This window comes from Aequorivita todarodis (genome assembly GCF_028561335.1).
GTDB classification, from domain to species: Bacteria; Bacteroidota; Bacteroidia; order Flavobacteriales; family Flavobacteriaceae; genus Aequorivita; species Aequorivita todarodis.
Window position 1 is genome coordinate 37,701 of sequence record NZ_JAQQTG010000013.1, and the last position, 16,477, is coordinate 54,177.

Sequence of the window (16,477 nt, forward strand, 5' to 3'; positions counted from 1 at the left end):
TAAAATCTTCACTATAGTAGGCTAAAGATATTCAAAAAACAATCTAAAACAAAACAAATAAACAAAATTTACAAAGCGTAACTTTATTTTTAATAAAAAAAGCCGCCCACGAATTTGGGCGGCTTTAGTTAAAATTAAAAATATAGAATTATTGTTTCAACACTTTGTAAGTACCTGTCTTACCGTTTACGGTAACCTTCATCAAGTAGGTTCCAGCGCTAAGACCTGTAATATCTACCTGTGAAGCCGTTGCATTCACGCGGTTGTCGATCACTACTTGGCCCAAAAGGTTGTATAGCGATACGTGCTCGATGTTATCAACACTGTTTAGGTTCAGGATACCGTTGGTTGGGTTCGGGTAATAACTGAAACCGGCAATGGTATTGTCTGAAACTCCAAGATTGGTACCGTCTATTACGATATCGGTAATGGCTCCCGTGTTCATCACAAACACATAGTATGCCTGGCCGCCCAATGTGAATATAGAGGCCGATGTGCCAGGGGCACACTGGTTGGTCTGTTGTGGAACAAGGGTAAGGTCTGTTTCCACAGCATTCTCATTAGGTGCGGTATAGAAGGTTACCGAGCTGGCTCCGCCAGGGGTAACGATCGTCGCGTTTGCGGTACCGTCTCCGGCAGGAACAAAGTTGTACCAAACACCTCTGGCTCCGGTAAGATCACAGTTCACAGGATTACCATTTTCCAGAGTAGCCGCAGGCATTGCTACAGCGGGATCAGTATAAGGGAATCCAATTTCATCAACATCTATCGAGTTTACGATCATATCGTTCGGCGGAGGTGTTGGAGTACAGGTAACGTCCAAAGTGAAGTTACCGGTAGCACCACCAAAGCTGTGGATAAGAATGTAGTACTGTGTGTTCCCATCACTCGCAAAAGTGACCTCGGACTGAAGTCCACAGGCATCATCGTTTCCGTCCACACAAACAAGTGCTGCGCAGGTTCCGCTATAAACCGAAATCTTAGAATCGAAATCCGTTCCGTTACACAAGGACAAGGTAATATCACCTGGAAGACCACTGTTGTCGTTCAGGGAATACCAAACTCCGGGAGAGGTAATTGCTGGACCACAAGCAGGTGCGCTGGAATCAATGGTGGCGTCAACTGTAGATCCAGTAACCGAACTACCGCAGCTTACCGCTATGGCACCGCTACAATCATCGTTTGGCAATGGATCCTCACAAGTTACATCAAGACTAAAGTTACCAGAAGCACTACCAAATCCTTCTACCATTATATAATAGGTAGAGGTACCATCGGAAGTAAAACTCACCTCAGATTGAAGACCACAAGAGTCATCGTTGAAAGCTAGCTCATTTAGAAGGTCGCAATCGTCAAATACGCGAAGCGCAGAGTCATAGTCGGTTCCGCCACCGCAAAGTGAAATGGTAACCAACTGTGGAGCACCGCTGCCGGTGAATTTATAGAATACGTCTGGAGCAGGGTTTCCGCCAGAATCAGTAGCAGTCAAAGTCTCGCCTACTACACTGTCGCCACAAGCAAGGGCTATCGCGCCAGCGCAATCGTCATAGGTGCTACCACCGCCGATTGGCGAACAAGTACCATCAAAGGAGTAAACACCTTCCAGTGTTCCGTCAATCACAAATCCTCCGCCAAGTCCATCGTCATAGGCTTCACCGAATCCAATAAGACCAGCAGTAGAGTTTTCCCAGAAAGTATTGCTTCCATCGGTTGGCTCAAGCGATAGGCCGATCCAATAGGTAGTAGCCGCACCGGATTGCCCAGGAAGGTTCACGTCGGTTATATCAAGTTCTACGCTCCATACGTCAAAACCAAAATTAGTTCCAATAACAACTTGGGAGTCTGGAACCAGGTTCGTTTGGGAGGTTAAAAGTGCGCCAGGCGCGCCAGAACCGTTATCCTCATAGATGAAAACATCTACGTTATCAGCATTTACGCCAGAACCAGTGGCCCCAATAAAGGCAGAGAAGGTAATGGACTCCAATAGCATGTCTTCACCGTCAACAACAGTTATGTCGTTGGCAACAATTCGGCCAAGGTTTTTAGTGAAACTCTTTCCGTTTTCAAGGCCGTTGCTCGGGCCGGTTGTAGCACAAGGGCTTCCACCACCGCCGATTGGCGAACAAGTACCATCAAAGGAATAAACACCTTCCAGTGTTCCGTCAATCACAAATCCTCCGCCAAGTCCATCGTCATAGGCTTCACCATATCCAATAAGACCAGCAGTAGAGTTTTCCCAGAAAGTATTGCTTCCATCGGTTGGCTCAAGCGATAGCCCGATCCAATAGGTAGTAGCCGCACCCGATTGCCCAGGAAGGTTCACGTCGGTTATATCAAGTTCTACGCTCCATACGTCAAAACCAAAATTAGTTCCAATAACAACTTGGGAGTCTGGAACCAGGCTCGTTTGGGAGGTTAAAAGAGCGCCAGGCGCGCCAGAACCATTGTCCTCATAGATGAAAACATCTACGTTATCAGCATTTACGCCAGAACCAGTGGCCCCAATAAAGGCAGAGAAGGTAATGGACTCCAATAGCATGTCTTCACCGTCAACAACAGTTATGTCGTTGGCAACAATTCGGCCAAGGTTTTTAGTGAAACTCTTTCCGTTCTCAAAGCCATTGCTTGGTCCTGTTGTGGCGCAAGGGCCACCAGTACCACCGCCGCCAATAGTAACATTCATGGAGTAATCCTCGGCTTGACCAAAACCTGTTGCCAAGCAAGGATCTAAATAATTGGTCATGCCAAATTGCTTTTTAACTCTCATTCTGGTGGTTCCAGCCATTGCTCCAGCAGGAACATCAATGGTTCCGTTGGATTGCTGGCCATCAGTACCTGTGGAATTGATAAGAAGATCAGTTATTTCATATACTTCTCCTGCATCGTTTAAAATTCCGTTTTGGTTCCAGTCTATAAATACAACAAAGCGGTTTGTAAAATTTCCGTCTGTATTTCCCTCTAAGGCAATAGGGTAGCTCATTCCAGCTTCCATATCACCACTGATAGCGGTAAAATCTTCGTGATCGGGTGTACCGTTTACCGTAGCATCTGTTACATTGCTTATTCCGGCAACTTCTACCAAGGTAATGGGTTCAACATTTGAAGTGAAATCAAGCGGTCCACAGTAAGGATCTGGGAAAGGCCCGCCGCCGCCAGCTTCTTCTCCAACAATATTCATGACCATATGCTGATTCGGAAATCCGATTGCAGCAAGATCTGTAGGAGTGCTTATAGAACAAGCAGCAGACATGATCCAAGATACTCCAGTTTGGCCATCAGCATTGGAGCCAGGGAACCACGAGGCAGTGGCGCCAGCGTTTATCTTAAGCTCGTAAATCATAATTGACCCTGCAGGAATGGTTGCAGTAATTGGAACTGAAACCACATTTCCGGCATCAGCCACGTTTGAAACATAATTAGCTGTTCCCTGAAGGGTGGCAGAGCCCGGATATCCGCCAGGAAAGGCAGTTGTTGTAGAATAGATATTTATGGTCAAATTGGTTGGACCCGAAACAGCTTCTACAGCAAATTCAGCACTGCTTACATTGAAGGCATCCGTGATACCAAAATCAGCTGCTAAATCAAAATCCCTGAAAAAACTGTTTTCATCAGGAATACCCCCTGCATTACATGTTACAGAATTACCCGCAACAATATTTTGGGTAACACTGTGAGTAATAGTTACCGGAGCCATATTATTGTAATATGAAACAGGGTGCATATTTCTAGATGCAGTTCCCGGAGGGGGACCTATTACTGTCCTTAGTGAATTATTGGAAGCGCTTAAAGACATTGGCCCGGACAAATTTCTTTGCACAGGAGCAACATCGTCAAGAGAAGTAGCAGAACGACCTTCAGAAGTACCCTGATAAATAGTTTGCTGCTTTTGGTAAACAACAGGGTTATTCTCCCCTTGTTTCATTTTGGTAATCTCAGACGGGCTGTCCGAAATGTTTGAAGTAACAACAGCCTTTTTCTTTTGCTGCTGATTGTAATAAATAGGGTTGTTTACCCCCATCGATTTTGCTTCATGCTGACTATACCCTAAGGCACAGACCATGAACAAAATTACCATAGTAATTCTTTTCATAATTAAATCTAGTTTAGTTAGTAAATGATTTTAAAAGTCTAAAGCTATTCTAAAAAAATCATATTTCAAAGGTTTTGACTATAAGATTGTTAAGTCTTTTAAAAATAAGAATGAATCGGGATACTTGCAGAAATGATAGAAAGGCATTTTCCGTATCGCTTTTTCTTAAGCAAATTTGAAATCAAAGAAAATGGTTCCGAAATCTTTTGGGCAAGTGCCAAAAAAAAGAACCACCCGCAAAAAGCGGGCGGTTCTACTAAAGATTAAAGGTTTAAAAATTATTGTTTCAGTATTCTATAAGTACCTATCTGACCATTCACGGACACCTTCATTAAATAAGTGCCTGTGCTAAGCCCAGAAATATCAACCTGTGAAGTTGTTGCGTTCACGCGGTTGTCGATCACTACTTGGCCCAAAAGGTTGTACAGCGATACGTGCTCGATGTTATCAACACTGTTTAGGTTCAGGATACCGTTGGTTGGGTTCGGGTAATAACTGAAACCTGCAATGGTATTGTCTGAAACTCCAAGATTGGTACCGTCTATTACGATATCGGTAATGGCTCCCGTGTTCATCACAAACACATAGTATGCCTGGCCGCCCAATGTGAATATAGAGGCCGATGTGCCAGGGGCACACTGGTTGGTCTGTTGTGGAACAAGGGTAAGGTCTGTTTCCACAGCATTCTCATTAGGTGCGGTATAGAAGGTTACCGAGCTGGCTCCGCCAGGGGTAACGATCGTCGCGTTTGCGGTACCGTCTCCGGCAGGAACAAAGTTGTACCAAACACCTCTGGCTCCGGTAAGATCACAGTTCACGGGATTACCATTTTCCAGCGTAGCTGCAGGCATATGTACTGCAGGGTCAGTATAAGGGAATCCTATTTCATCAACATCTATCGAGTTCACGATCATGTCGTTTGGCGGAGGCGATAGTGCACAAGTAACATCTGCTTCCCATCCAGATTGCGGAACGGACGCGTCACTCATAAACACGAAAGTCAACGCCCCACTTGGATCGGTTGAAACAAATGGACCAGGTATGCTGGTACCATAATATCCACCAGGAGGAAATCCACTATTGGTCGCTGGGTTTCCACTTGATATGATTGGGAAACTTGCATCTGGACCATCGTACACATATAGTGCGTCCCAGGTAGCTTCTACTTCAAAGGCTGTGAAAGTTACCGTTACAACTTCGCCCGCATTTTCCGGGGTTATTATAGTTGTAACATTTTCACTGTTTTGATAATCTCCATTTGGACCACCAGTGTCATAGAACTTACCGCCACAAGCCGGAGGAGTCGCAAAATTAACCGGACCGGCAAGTTGACTCAATCCATCTGAATCACAATCTGCAACCACATAGAAATCATAACTAAAACCGCCTCCTAAGCCAGTTGCAGTCGCAGATGTTGTACCTGCAGGAACTGTGCCTGTTGCAACCGGTGGATCAGAAATTGGGTTAGCTCCTTGGTCAAAAACATACCAAATGTAACCGTTGCTGGCGTTTGGCTCAACATTCCAAGAAAGATCGGCAGTAGTTGGTGTAATGTTTGAAACCATAAGGTTTGTGGGTTCAGGACATGCTGGTGGAGGAAGTGTTTCCCCTATTGAAACCCAAGCTACTTGAGTTGTTGCAGCAGTAGTAACGATTGGACCAATTAAGGTAGTCGCTCCTGTAGCGGTATCAACTGAACGCCATTCCGCAGCAAATGAACCATTGTTAAAAGCAGCCATATATACGGTATCCGTAAGCGCATCGTAGCACATACCTTGTCCAAAATTGGCGTCAAAACCAATGTTTCCTATCATTGTGGTAGCCCCTGTAGCCATATCGATACTATAAAGGTTATCGTCCACCAAATCATAGGTATATCCAACACCTGCACCATCAATAGCAAGAGCAATTGGAAGCGCACCACCAGCAAGACCCAATGGTCCTACCAATGTAGCAGATACTCCAATTGGATCAATAGTATAGAGGTCTGTTAGCGATATAGCGTATAAGATACCCGAAGCTTGGTCATATTCCATTCCGAGCCATTCTCCGCTTATGGTACCTAAGGAAGTATAGAACCCTGAGGCAACATCAAAACTATAGAAAGCTCCCGTATTGTCAAGCACATAACCTGTTGTTGGGTTTGCGGGATCAATGGCCCCAGCATTTTCAAAGTTTACGGTAACCGGTGAATCACCAAATACCTCAACGGTTGATGGATCTGATACTGGGAAACCAATTAGTTCCAGGTTACTATTGTTCACTCCATAAGCAGTATCTAATGTACCGCCGCCGCCAATCGGCTCGCATTCGCCTTCAAGGTTGTAAACAATATCGTTTCCTGCTATCGCAATCCACGTTACTCCCGTATCCGGTGAAAAATATGCTTCATATCCCTCAATAGTTGCAGTAGTGGAACTTATATAACCACTTCCAGCCGTAACATTAACCGTAAAGACAACCCAATAAGTGGTCTCTACGCCAGCTTGTCCGGCAAGCATTTCCGGAGCAATATCAAATACAACTTCTGAAATGTCAAAACCAAAATTATTGCCTATAACGGTCTGGGAAGTAGGCACCACAGCAGCTTGGGTTGTTAAAATAGCGCCAGGGGCACCGGCAGCATCACTATAGAAAGCGATATCCGATGAAATAACTGTCTCACCCGGATCCATCCAAATATCTACAGTTGCAGTGTTCAACGTGAAATCGATATCTGCTGGAACAGTAACGTCAAATGCAATTCGCTGTGCTTGATCAGAAGAAGTGGTATAACCGTTTTCAAATCCATTCTCAGGATTGTCTTGGCTACAGGCTGAACCGCCACCACCGCCGCCAGAACATTCTCCAAAGGCAAGCATTCCAATTCCCTCAATGTTGGCACCGGTTAAATCTTCCAACTCAACGCTTACGATGGTTTCAGAAGCAATATAACCCCAGAAAGATTCTGGGATGGTAGAAGTAACTGTCTGTGTATCGATTAATCCCCCAGTACCAAAAATTCGTATTTCAACAGGGCCAGTGCCCAATAAGGTAATAAGGTCGAAACCAAATGAATTTACATCGTTGTTCGGGAAGTTGATTATCGTGTAATCCACAAATGTATTGGAACCAACAATTGGCACTGTATTTCCAAATCCATCAGATGGATCTACGTAAACGGTTTGGCCACCGGCAGAATTGTTTGCCGTAATCTCAATACCGGGCAAAATTTCCCCGGCAGGGAAACAGGATTCACCAGAATTACTGATTACCAGTCCGCATTGTTGAAGTGCTGATGGACCTCCGGCAAAATCTTCTAAATTAAGAGGGCCGGCTTCGGCATCAAAAGCACTGCGGCTTGTATAAACACCCGCGGTACATCCGCCGCCACCGCCGCCACCGCCGGTTGCGGTTATTTCAACCTCCCAGCCCAAGCGGTTTACTACCGTACTGGAGTGAAAGAAGAAAAAGAAGTTTCCGCTGGCCGCAGTAAATGATGCAGACCCATTGGAAGCGATCAAATCTGCTAAGGTTTGATCTCCGGAATTAGGGCCTCCAGAACCATTGTCATATAATAATGTTCCTGTAGCATCAGTTCCATCATAGATTCTTAAATAATCGAAAGTGGCGAAAATACCAAAATCAAGAAACTCAATTTCAGTAACGCCGGCCAATGTTGTTTGAGTATCACAGCCACAGTTAGGATAATTTCCCGGAGTCCCGTCAGGTCCACCTCCTGGCCCTCCCGGATCAAAAAAGAAATCTCCAGTTGCTGGATTAAAAGTTTCTGTTGCGCCCGCAGTAGGAATGATGTCGCTCAAAATCCCTCTTCTACTATTGTTTGTATTGGGAAAGGACGCCATCAAATTCACTGAATTGGAATTGGCCAAAATTTCAGCTTCCTCTTCAGCGGTAAGCGTTTTAGGGGCCGTAAATAAAGGCTGCACCTGATAAGCCACCCTATTCTCCGGAGAAATTTCAATATCCGATAAATTACCCGCACGACCGGTAGGAGCTACAAACAAAGGCGTGTATTGTGCATTATTTGCATCCTCGTTTTTCGAAAAGAAAACTGGGTTATTCGCTGCCGAATTGTTTGTTCTTACACCTGTTGCAACCTGATTGGATTTGGCAGGTTTTTGGTTCTTGAAATAGGAATGCAACATTTGCTGCTCCTCTTTTGAAAAATATTCAGAAAGTGAGCCGCTCTTGCTTCCCAGATTCTGATACCTCACCAGCAACTCCTGAATGGAGGCGGTGTGCTTTTGTACCTCGACATTCGTAGTCCCAGTATCGGACTGCGAAGAAGAGGATTGAGTAGATTGGGCGCTCATGGTAAGCGAAAGCAAACCGACGAAACACCCAATAATAGTACTTCTTCTCATAATTTGATAAATTTTAGTTAATAATCCACTAAAAGTATTTAAAAAAATGTTAATATCAAACATTTCCGGCAACTAGTTTATCAGTTTCAAAAAAAAAATCCTACCCAAATAATCGGGCAGGATTTAAATATTTTTAAAATACCGAATGTACTACGTCCCTTCCACAAAAGCCTGCATTACGCCATCACTCACGCCCATATTGGAAAAACCGCCATCGTTGTATAAGTTCTGTAGCGTTACCCGTTTGGTAAGATCGCTAAACATCGCTACAGTGTAATTCGCACAGTCTAAGGCTGTTGCATTGCCCAGCGGCGACATTTTATCGGCATAGCTTATGAAGCCATCAAAACCCTTCACTCCCTGGCCCGCGGTGGTTGGTGTTGGCGATTGCGAAATAGTGTTCACGCGCACCTTTTTATCCCTTCCGAAGAAATATCCAAAACTACGGGCGATGCTCTCCAAATAGGCCTTGTTGTCCGCCATATCGTTATAATCTGGAAAAACGCGCTGTGAAGCCATATAGGTCAGCGCTATGATGCTCCCCCACTCGTTCATTGCGTCTTTTTGGTAAAGTACCTGCATGGTTTTATGGAACGAGACCGCTGAAATATCCCAACCCTTGTGGGTAAAATCGTAATTTTGGTTGGTGTAATGATTGCCCTTACGAACATTTACGGACATTCCGATGGAGTGCAGCACAAAATCCAATTTGCCGCCCAAAATTTCGGTTGCCTTTGCCACCAAATTTTCCAGGTCTTCCAAACTTGTGGCATCCGCAGGGATAACCTCGGAGTTCGTTTTTTCGGCAAGTTCATTTATGGTTCCCATTCGCAAGGCTATTGGCGCATTTGTAAGTACAAACTTCCCGCCTTCTTCGTGAACGCGTTCCGCTGTTTTCCACGCAATGGAATTCGCGTCCAATGCCCCAAAAATGATTCCCCGTTTTCCTTTTAGTAAATTATACGACATGTTTTAAATGTTTGTGGTTAATGGTTTATTGTTAACTGTTTGTTTTTTATCGTTTGTTTTTTATCGTTTGTTGTTTGTGGTTTGTGGTTTGTGGTTTGTTGCTAATCTGCTCCATAAAAATATTGAAATTCCAAATCGACAAAACGACTACCGACTACCGACTACCGACTACCGACTACCGAAAAGTAAAGATACGTTTTAATTCAATAATTCCTTCGCATTTGCAATTGCTGCTTCCGAAACATTTTTGCCCCCGAGCATCTGCGCTATTTCAACGATGCGCTCTTCTTCGCCTAAAATCTTTAAATGGGTACTCGTTAAGTCGTTGCTGTCTTCTTTATATACTTTTATGTGGTGATCGCCCTTTGCGGCAATTTGTGGCAAGTGTGTAATGCTCAACAATTGCATGGTTTTGCTCATTTGGTGTAAAATAGCAGCCATCTTATTGGCTATTTCGCCTGAAACACCCGTATCAATTTCATCAAAAACGATGGTAGGCAATTTTTTGTATTCGGCCAAAACCGCTTTTATGGCGAGCATGATCCGGCTCATTTCGCCGCCGGAGGCCACTTTTTTTAATGGCCCGAATGCCAAACCTTTATTGGCCGTGAACAGTAATTGCAACGTATCGGTGCCGTTGGTTTTGAAATCCTCGGAAGCGGAAAGCTCAAACTGAAACTGGGCGTTTGGCAAGCCCAACGGAAATAAGGTGTCTTCCAATTTTTTCTTAAGAACGGGAATAGCCTCTGTCCTTTTGGAATGCAATTCCGAAGCAATTTTCAGTGTTGTTTCGCGTAGCCTGCGTTTCTCCTTTTCCAGGTTTTCTATTTGTTCATCAAGGCCCAAAGTAGTGTTCACTTTTTCTTCCAGCTGGGCTTCTATTTCAATCAATTCCAAAACCGTGGAAACGGAATGCTTTTGCTGGAGCTTATAGAGTGTTTGGAGTTGTTCATTCACCTGAAAAAGCCGTTCGGGGTCAGCCTCAATTTTTTCAGCGGAATTGGCCATTTCGGTCGAAATATCTTCAATCTCAATAATAGCGCTGTTTAAACGCTGCCAAAAATCGTCAAAGGTCTTTGAAAATTCCTTTATGCGCCCCAAAACGAGACGTGCTTCCTTCGCCGTCTGCAAGCTGCCAATCTGATCCTCGTCCAAAAGTTTGTTCGCATTTGAAAGCGCTTCCTGTATTGCCTCGGCATTATTCAGCGTTTCAAAAGTTTCTTCAAGCTCTTGCTGGTCCAGCTTTTTTAGATTTGCCTGTTGTAGTTCATTATAAAGAAAGGCGTTGTAGTCAAGCTCTTTTAAAGCGTTTTCCTTTTGAAGTTTTACGGCCGAAAGTTTTTCCGAAATGGTTTTGAAATCCGCAAAATGCGCTTGATACGATTTTAAAAGTTCAGCGTTTCCCGCCAAGGCATCAATCACTTCCATCTGAAAGTTTTCCGAAACCACTTCCAAAGTTTCATGCTGGCTGTGTACATCAACCAAATGGGGCGCCAACGCTTGCAGTTGCGTTAAAGCCACTGGGGTGTCATTCACAAAAGCCCTTGATTTTCCACCGGGCAATATTTCACGGCGAATAATTGTGAGCGGGTCGTAATCCAGATCGTTTTCATCAAAGACATTTTGCAGTCCATAATTTTTAATGGAGAAACATCCTTCAATCACACATTTTTTTGAAGCGTCTTTCACGCTACCAATATCTGCCCGTTTTCCCAACACAAGTGCCAAAGCCCCGAGAAGTATCGATTTTCCGGCACCCGTCTCGCCAGTAATGATTGTAAGGCCCTCATTAAAATCCACGCGTATATCTTCAATAAGCGCATAGTTTTTTATGGCGAGACTGGTTATCACTGTTAGTGGTTAGATTTTAGAGGTTAGACGGTTGAAATTTTCAACTTTCAATCTTGAATCTTGAATCTTGAATCTTGAATCTTGAATCTTGAATCTTGAATTTAAAATTTGATTTCAGACCAATTGTTCCGCTTAGTAGGCGCCAGTTTATTGAGATTTTCAACCAGTTTTGTAATATCAACCTGTGGCCCTCCGCTGAAAATGGCTTGAATTTCGTCGCTTTTGGCGTCAAAAAAGGTGCGCACCAAAAAGGAGTTGGGACGCCTGTCGTTAATGCCTTTCAACTTATTGATGGCATCGGCTATTTTCAGTTTGGCCGCCTTTTGGTCCGAGGCCATAATATCCATTCCCTCGCGATGGTATTCGTACATCACATCGTGAAATTCCTTATAGACCGAGGACAGCAAAGCATCGTTATAGCGATATCTGGACTGGTTTCCATCTGTAGATCTCCATCCCTGGAAATTGCTGGAAGCTGCCGTGTTTGTTATTTGTTTGGCTATTTCAAAATAGGGCGCCCCTCCATTCAGAACATAGGTGTCCGCATCTAAGCCAATAATCGTGTAAACGTGGAAAGCAACCACCGAAACAAGATTGGAGCCAAAACTGTTCATATTGAAATTAAGCGGCTCGTATTCCTTGTAATTAAAACTTAGCTGCCTGTCAAAATAATTATAAACGGGGCTGTCGTAGGTCGATTCAAAAACAGGTCGCGAAGATTGAATTTGAATTGTTCCCGTAAAATTATCGCCGTCATAGCTGCTTATTACCAAACTCATGTTGCAATCTATGCGTTCTTGGTTTTTATATTCCTTATCGGTCCATTTTGTGTTGTTCACAAATTCGCGCAGCTGGGTTTCCAGCGTCCTAAAAATCTGCAAATTGGGTTGTCCGGTCTGTTCGGCATCAATGGAAATGGTGCAGTTGAGTTCTTGGGCCTGTGCAGAAAACACAGCGGTTGCACATAGGAAGAAAAGTAAAAATTTACGCATTTGTCTGTTCTATAATATATTCTAAAATATCTTTTGCTACTTCTTTTTTAGGTTTAACAGGAAAAGGAAGCGTTTTATTGTCTTTGGTTATCAAAGTAATTTTGTTGGTGTCGGTTTTAAAACCCGCGCCTTTGTCCCGAAGCGAATTTAAAACAATTAAATCTAAATTCTTTTTTTTGAGTTTCAATTTTGCGTTTTCTTCCTCATTTTCGGTTTCCAATGCAAAACCCACCAAGAATTGATCTTTTTTTATTTCGCCCAGCGAAGCAAGTATATCCTTGGTTTTTGTAAGCTGAAGAACCAACTCGTCCGTTTTCTTTTTGATTTTTTCCGAAGCCATTTCCGAAGGACGATAATCGGCTACTGCGGCGCTTAAAATAGCGACATCGCTCTTGTTGAAATATTCGTGCGCGGCATGGTACATTTCTTCCGCAGAAGTAACGCGGATGATTTTTACGAACTCATTGTCAAGTTTTAATACTGAAGGGCCTGAAATCAAAACAACCTCAGCGCCAAGTTCGGCAGCGGTTTCGGCAATGGCATACCCCATTTTTCCGCTGGAATGGTTGCCGATGAAACGAACGGGGTCAATGGCCTCATATGTTGGGCCGGCGGTAATCAAAAACTTTTTGCCGCGAAGGGGAAGTTTTGATGAAATATCATTTTCCAAAAAGGAAACAATTTCCTCGGGCTCTGCCATCCTGCCCTGTCCTACCAAACCGCTGGCAAGTTCGCCAAAGGCCGCCGGAATCTGAATATTTCCAAAGCTCTCTAATTTTTTAAAAGTTTCCGCGGTAGTAGGATGTTGGTACATATCCAAATCCATGGCAGGCGCATAGTACACCGGGCATTTTGCGGAAAGATAGCAGGCGAGCAAGAGATTGTCGCTGGCGCCATTCGCCATTTTGGAAAGCGTGTTTGCCGTGGCGGGAGCGATCAAAAACAAATCGGCCCACAGGGCCAATTCTACGTGGTTGTTCCATTTGGGCTCCTTAAAGCTGTCTTCTCCCTTTTCATCGGTAAAAGAAGAAAGCACCTCATTTTTTGAAAGGGTTGCAAGGGTAAGTGGCGTAACAAACTCTTTAGCCGAATCTGTCATTACCACTTTTACGTTAGCTCCTTTTTTCACTAAAAGCCTAACTAAAAATGCTGCTTTGTACGCGGCAATCCCGCCGGTAACGCCAAGCAAGATATTTTTTCCGTGCAAAACAGACATAATTCAGTGTTCAGTGTTCAGTAATTAGTCGCCAGTAGTCAGTACGCAGCAGCCAGAAATCAGTACGCAGTTCCTACACACTGAGTTCCCGCTTTGGGGTATAGGGGGCTTACTCTACTACTTCGTCAGCAGTGTTTCGCCAATAGATTTTGTTTTCCAACCATTCCTGCAATGCCAAAGCGTGTGGTTTTGGAAGCCTTTCGTAGAATTTTGAAACCTCTATTTGCTCCTTGTTTTCAAAAATTTCTTCCAGACTGTCGTTGTAAGTTGCAAACTCATCAAGTTTTTCGAGCAGTTCCTTTTTGATGTCGCCGTTTATTTGTGCAGCTCTTTTCGCAATAATTGAAATAGCTTCATAAATATTGTTAGTTGGCGCATCGATCAAGTTCTTGTCGAGGGTAACGGTGTTGATGGGTGCTTCTGAATTTTTAATATCCATAATAAAAGTGATTAACTATTGGGTTCTGTTTCTGTGGGTACGATCCTGCGCTCGATGTCCTCGTAAATCTCTGTCGCCTCGGGAGCCAGTTCGGTATCCTTATAATATTTCATAAAATTTTTGTAGTATCCCTTTGCGGTAACCAAACGTTCCTGAACCAAGCTTGGAATACTGTTTATTGCAAGTTTGTAGGCGGAGACAAATCTACCATAAAAAGCATCTTTTCTATAATGCGAACCGGGATTGTCTGTTATAAAATTGTCAAAAGCTCCAATGGCAGCTTTGTAATCTTCAACGTGCAAATATTGTTTTGCTATTTCGAACTCTTTGGTTTCCAGCTTTTCCTGCAATTCGGCAACAAGGGCATTGGCTTCCGACCTTTTATCGGAATTTGGAAAACGATTTATAAATTCCTGAAGTTTCTCCAAAGCTTTATAAGTATCCTTTTGGTCCAGCGAATATCTGGGCGAAAGTTGATAAAAGCTCTTCGCGCCTTTAAATGAAGCTACTTCGGCGCTATCGCTTTGCGGATATGCCTGTGTAAACCGCTCAAATTGATACCCCGCCAAATAATAATCCTCCAAATTATAATAGGTGTTCGAGTAGATAAACATCAGTTTTTCACCCTGTGGCTTTCCTCTATAGGAAGGAACTATCTGCTCCATCAATTTCAGGCTTTTTCGGTATTTGCCTTTTTTGTAAAGTGAATCCGCCATGGCGTATTTCTTGCCCATATCATCCTTCCGGAGTACCCGTTGGTATTCGCTACAGGATGAAAGGAGAATCGTAAGACTGAGTATAATAAAAAGTGGTAAACGCATGGGCTTAAAAAACATCGTGCAAAAATAGGGAATTAAACGTGATTGGACAAAACTTATTCTTCGGCTAAAATATTGCGCTGAAGGCTATTATTTGCAAGCCTTTTGAAATATTTAACTTCAAATGCAAAAAGGGGGCTTTTAGAATTTTTTAATGAAATCTTCTATTCTGGCTCTCAAACCATCGCTGACGCCCACTAAGGGAAGCCTCACGGTATCGCCGCAAATTCCCAAAGATTTAAAAACCGCCTTTATGCCGGCAGGATTTCCTTCGGCAAAAATATAGTCTATTGCCGGTGCTATTTTGTAATGGATTTTATAGGCTTCGTCCGCTTTTTTATCAAGACCTAGTTTCACCATTTTTGAAAATTCCTTAGGAAAACCTTCGCCGATAACAGAAATCACTCCTGCCCCACCGGCAAGTACCATTGGCAAGGTAATCATATCATCGCCCGAAATTACCAAGAAATCTTTTGGGCAACCTGAAATCAATTTCATTGCCTGCACAATATCGCCGGCCGCTTCTTTTATGGCCACGATTTTTTCGAAATCATTCGCCAAGCGGATTACGGTTTCCGGAAGCATATTTGAAGCCGTCCTCCCCGGAACATTGTAAAGAATTATCGGCAGCGGAGCCGCCTTTGCAATTGCGGCAAAATGCTGATAAATACCTTCCTGCGTAGGTTTGTTGTAATAGGGCGAAACCGAAAGAATGGCCGTAAAAGCGGATAGGTCACGGGTTTTCATTTCTGAAATAACCTCCTGCGTATTGTTGCCACCAATGCCCAAAACCAAAGGCAAGCGGCCATTGTTTGCTGAAACCACGGTGTCAATCACAAGCTGTTTTTCTTCTTTGGAAAGCGTTGCGCTTTCGGCAGTGGTTCCTAAAACCACCAAATAATTTATTCCGTTCTCAATGTTGAAATTCACCACATTTTTAAGTCCTTCCACATCTACGGAAAAGTCACTTTTAAACGGGGTTATCAATGCTACGCCTGTTCCAACTAATTCTTTCATATTGTATATTTTGATGCTGTTGATACTTTTGTTTCTATGGATTCTAAAATTTGACTCATTTCACCTTTTGCCCCCTACTTTTAGCTTCCATTAAATCTTTTTAAAAATTTTTAAATATTTTTTCACTTCACTTTTAAAAGCTTCCTTGTTTTGCAGGTCAACGGCTAAAAGCAAATCAAAAAGCCGGGGATCAGAATTATTGAAGCCTATTTTGAATTTTGCCCTGCTCTGTGCCACCATCGCTCCTAAAAATTCGTGCTTTCCGTTGTAATAACCAATAAGCACATCAAACGGAAAATCCAAAAACTCCTGTGCATTTTGATTGTGGATTTCACCGCGCCATGTAAATTCCTTATTGGTTATCTGGTTTTGCCGAAGCGAAGGTATCTTTCGCCGCGTTTCCACGAAAGTGAAGACTTTTACGTCCTTTCGTTGCAAGCCGAGCTCCTTTCCGAACTCGTACAGCATTTCAAAATCGTCAAAAAAAGCCTCGTCCACTACAAAGCCCAAATATGTTAAAGGCTCATTGCGCTTTGAAAAATCCCGCTCAGTCAGGTTTCTTTCAATGTGTTTTTTTAAGGAATGTCGCTTTACTTTTTTCAACATGGAATGCCCAATTCTCGCGTGGCAAAAATAGCTATTTTCAAAATTTATCCTCTGCCAATTATGAAATCATTATAAAACAACATTTTTTTCCGAACCCGAAGGGTTCAAATAT

At 43.3% G+C, this 16,477-nt stretch carries 10 protein-coding genes; all 10 read right to left on the bottom strand.

What is annotated here, in order from left to right:
• Positions 1 to 148: 148 nt before the first annotated feature.
• On the bottom strand, positions 149 to 4,090 hold the full coding sequence (locus POV26_RS04780) for a T9SS type A sorting domain-containing protein (RefSeq protein ID WP_272855333.1): 3,942 nt from the start codon (positions 4,088 to 4,090) through the stop codon (positions 149 to 151).
• A 278-nt stretch (positions 4,091 to 4,368) separates the two neighbouring features.
• Positions 4,369 to 8,457, bottom strand: coding sequence for a T9SS type A sorting domain-containing protein (locus POV26_RS04785; RefSeq protein ID WP_272855334.1), 4,089 nt, complete (start codon positions 8,455 to 8,457; stop codon positions 4,369 to 4,371).
• Between the two features lie 150 nt (positions 8,458 to 8,607).
• Entirely contained in the window at positions 8,608 to 9,426 is an 819-nt protein-coding gene (locus POV26_RS04790) for an enoyl-ACP reductase FabI (RefSeq protein WP_272855335.1), read from the bottom strand.
• Between the two features lie 198 nt (positions 9,427 to 9,624).
• A complete protein-coding gene (gene recN, locus POV26_RS04795) occupies positions 9,625 to 11,277 on the bottom strand; it encodes a DNA repair protein RecN (RefSeq protein WP_272855336.1) in 1,653 nt (550 codons plus the stop codon).
• 101 nt (positions 11,278 to 11,378) lie between these two features.
• Positions 11,379 to 12,269, bottom strand: coding sequence for a type IX secretion system protein PorD (porD, locus tag POV26_RS04800; protein WP_272855337.1), 891 nt, complete (start codon positions 12,267 to 12,269; stop codon positions 11,379 to 11,381).
• Positions 12,262 to 13,485: a bifunctional phosphopantothenoylcysteine decarboxylase/phosphopantothenate--cysteine ligase CoaBC gene (gene coaBC / locus POV26_RS04805; protein WP_272855338.1), complete on the bottom strand. Its 1,224-nt coding sequence runs from the start codon at positions 13,483 to 13,485 to the stop codon at positions 12,262 to 12,264. The genes porD and coaBC overlap by 8 nt, the downstream gene beginning before the upstream one ends.
• Positions 13,486 to 13,594: 109 nt before the next feature.
• A complete protein-coding gene (locus tag POV26_RS04810) occupies positions 13,595 to 13,924 on the bottom strand; it encodes a DNA-directed RNA polymerase subunit omega (protein WP_272855339.1) in 330 nt (109 codons plus the stop codon).
• Between the two features lie 11 nt (positions 13,925 to 13,935).
• Positions 13,936 to 14,745 carry an outer membrane protein assembly factor BamD gene (locus POV26_RS04815; protein WP_272855340.1) on the bottom strand — a complete coding sequence of 270 codons (810 nt, stop codon included), beginning with the start codon at positions 14,743 to 14,745 and terminating at the stop codon, positions 13,936 to 13,938.
• A 138-nt stretch (positions 14,746 to 14,883) separates the two neighbouring features.
• Positions 14,884 to 15,759, bottom strand: coding sequence for a 4-hydroxy-tetrahydrodipicolinate synthase (gene dapA, locus POV26_RS04820; RefSeq protein ID WP_272855341.1), 876 nt, complete (start codon positions 15,757 to 15,759; stop codon positions 14,884 to 14,886).
• Between the two features lie 90 nt (positions 15,760 to 15,849).
• Positions 15,850 to 16,365 carry a DUF6913 domain-containing protein gene (locus POV26_RS04825; protein ID WP_272855342.1) on the bottom strand — a complete coding sequence of 172 codons (516 nt, stop codon included), beginning with the start codon at positions 16,363 to 16,365 and terminating at the stop codon, positions 15,850 to 15,852.
• Positions 16,366 to 16,477: the final 112 nt, after the last annotated feature.

Bases quoted from the DNA above. Each gene is read 5' to 3' on its own strand.
- POV26_RS04780 (WP_272855333.1), bottom strand. From the start codon at position 4,090: ATGAAAAGAATTACTATGGTAATTTTGTTCATGGTCTGTGCCTTAGGG.
- POV26_RS04785 (WP_272855334.1), bottom strand. From the start codon at position 8,457: ATGAGAAGAAGTACTATTATTGGGTGTTTCGTCGGTTTGCTTTCGCTT.
- POV26_RS04790 (WP_272855335.1), bottom strand. From the start codon at position 9,426: ATGTCGTATAATTTACTAAAAGGAAAACGGGGAATCATTTTTGGGGCA.
- porD (WP_272855337.1), bottom strand. From the start codon at position 12,269: ATGCGTAAATTTTTACTTTTCTTCCTATGTGCAACCGCTGTGTTTTCT.
- coaBC (WP_272855338.1), bottom strand. From the start codon at position 13,485: ATGTCTGTTTTGCACGGAAAAAATATCTTGCTTGGCGTTACCGGCGGG.
- POV26_RS04810 (WP_272855339.1), bottom strand. From the start codon at position 13,924: ATGGATATTAAAAATTCAGAAGCACCCATCAACACCGTTACCCTCGAC.
- POV26_RS04815 (WP_272855340.1), bottom strand. From the start codon at position 14,745: ATGCGTTTACCACTTTTTATTATACTCAGTCTTACGATTCTCCTTTCA.
- dapA (WP_272855341.1), bottom strand. From the start codon at position 15,759: ATGAAAGAATTAGTTGGAACAGGCGTAGCATTGATAACCCCGTTTAAA.
- POV26_RS04825 (WP_272855342.1), bottom strand. From the start codon at position 16,365: ATGTTGAAAAAAGTAAAGCGACATTCCTTAAAAAAACACATTGAAAGA.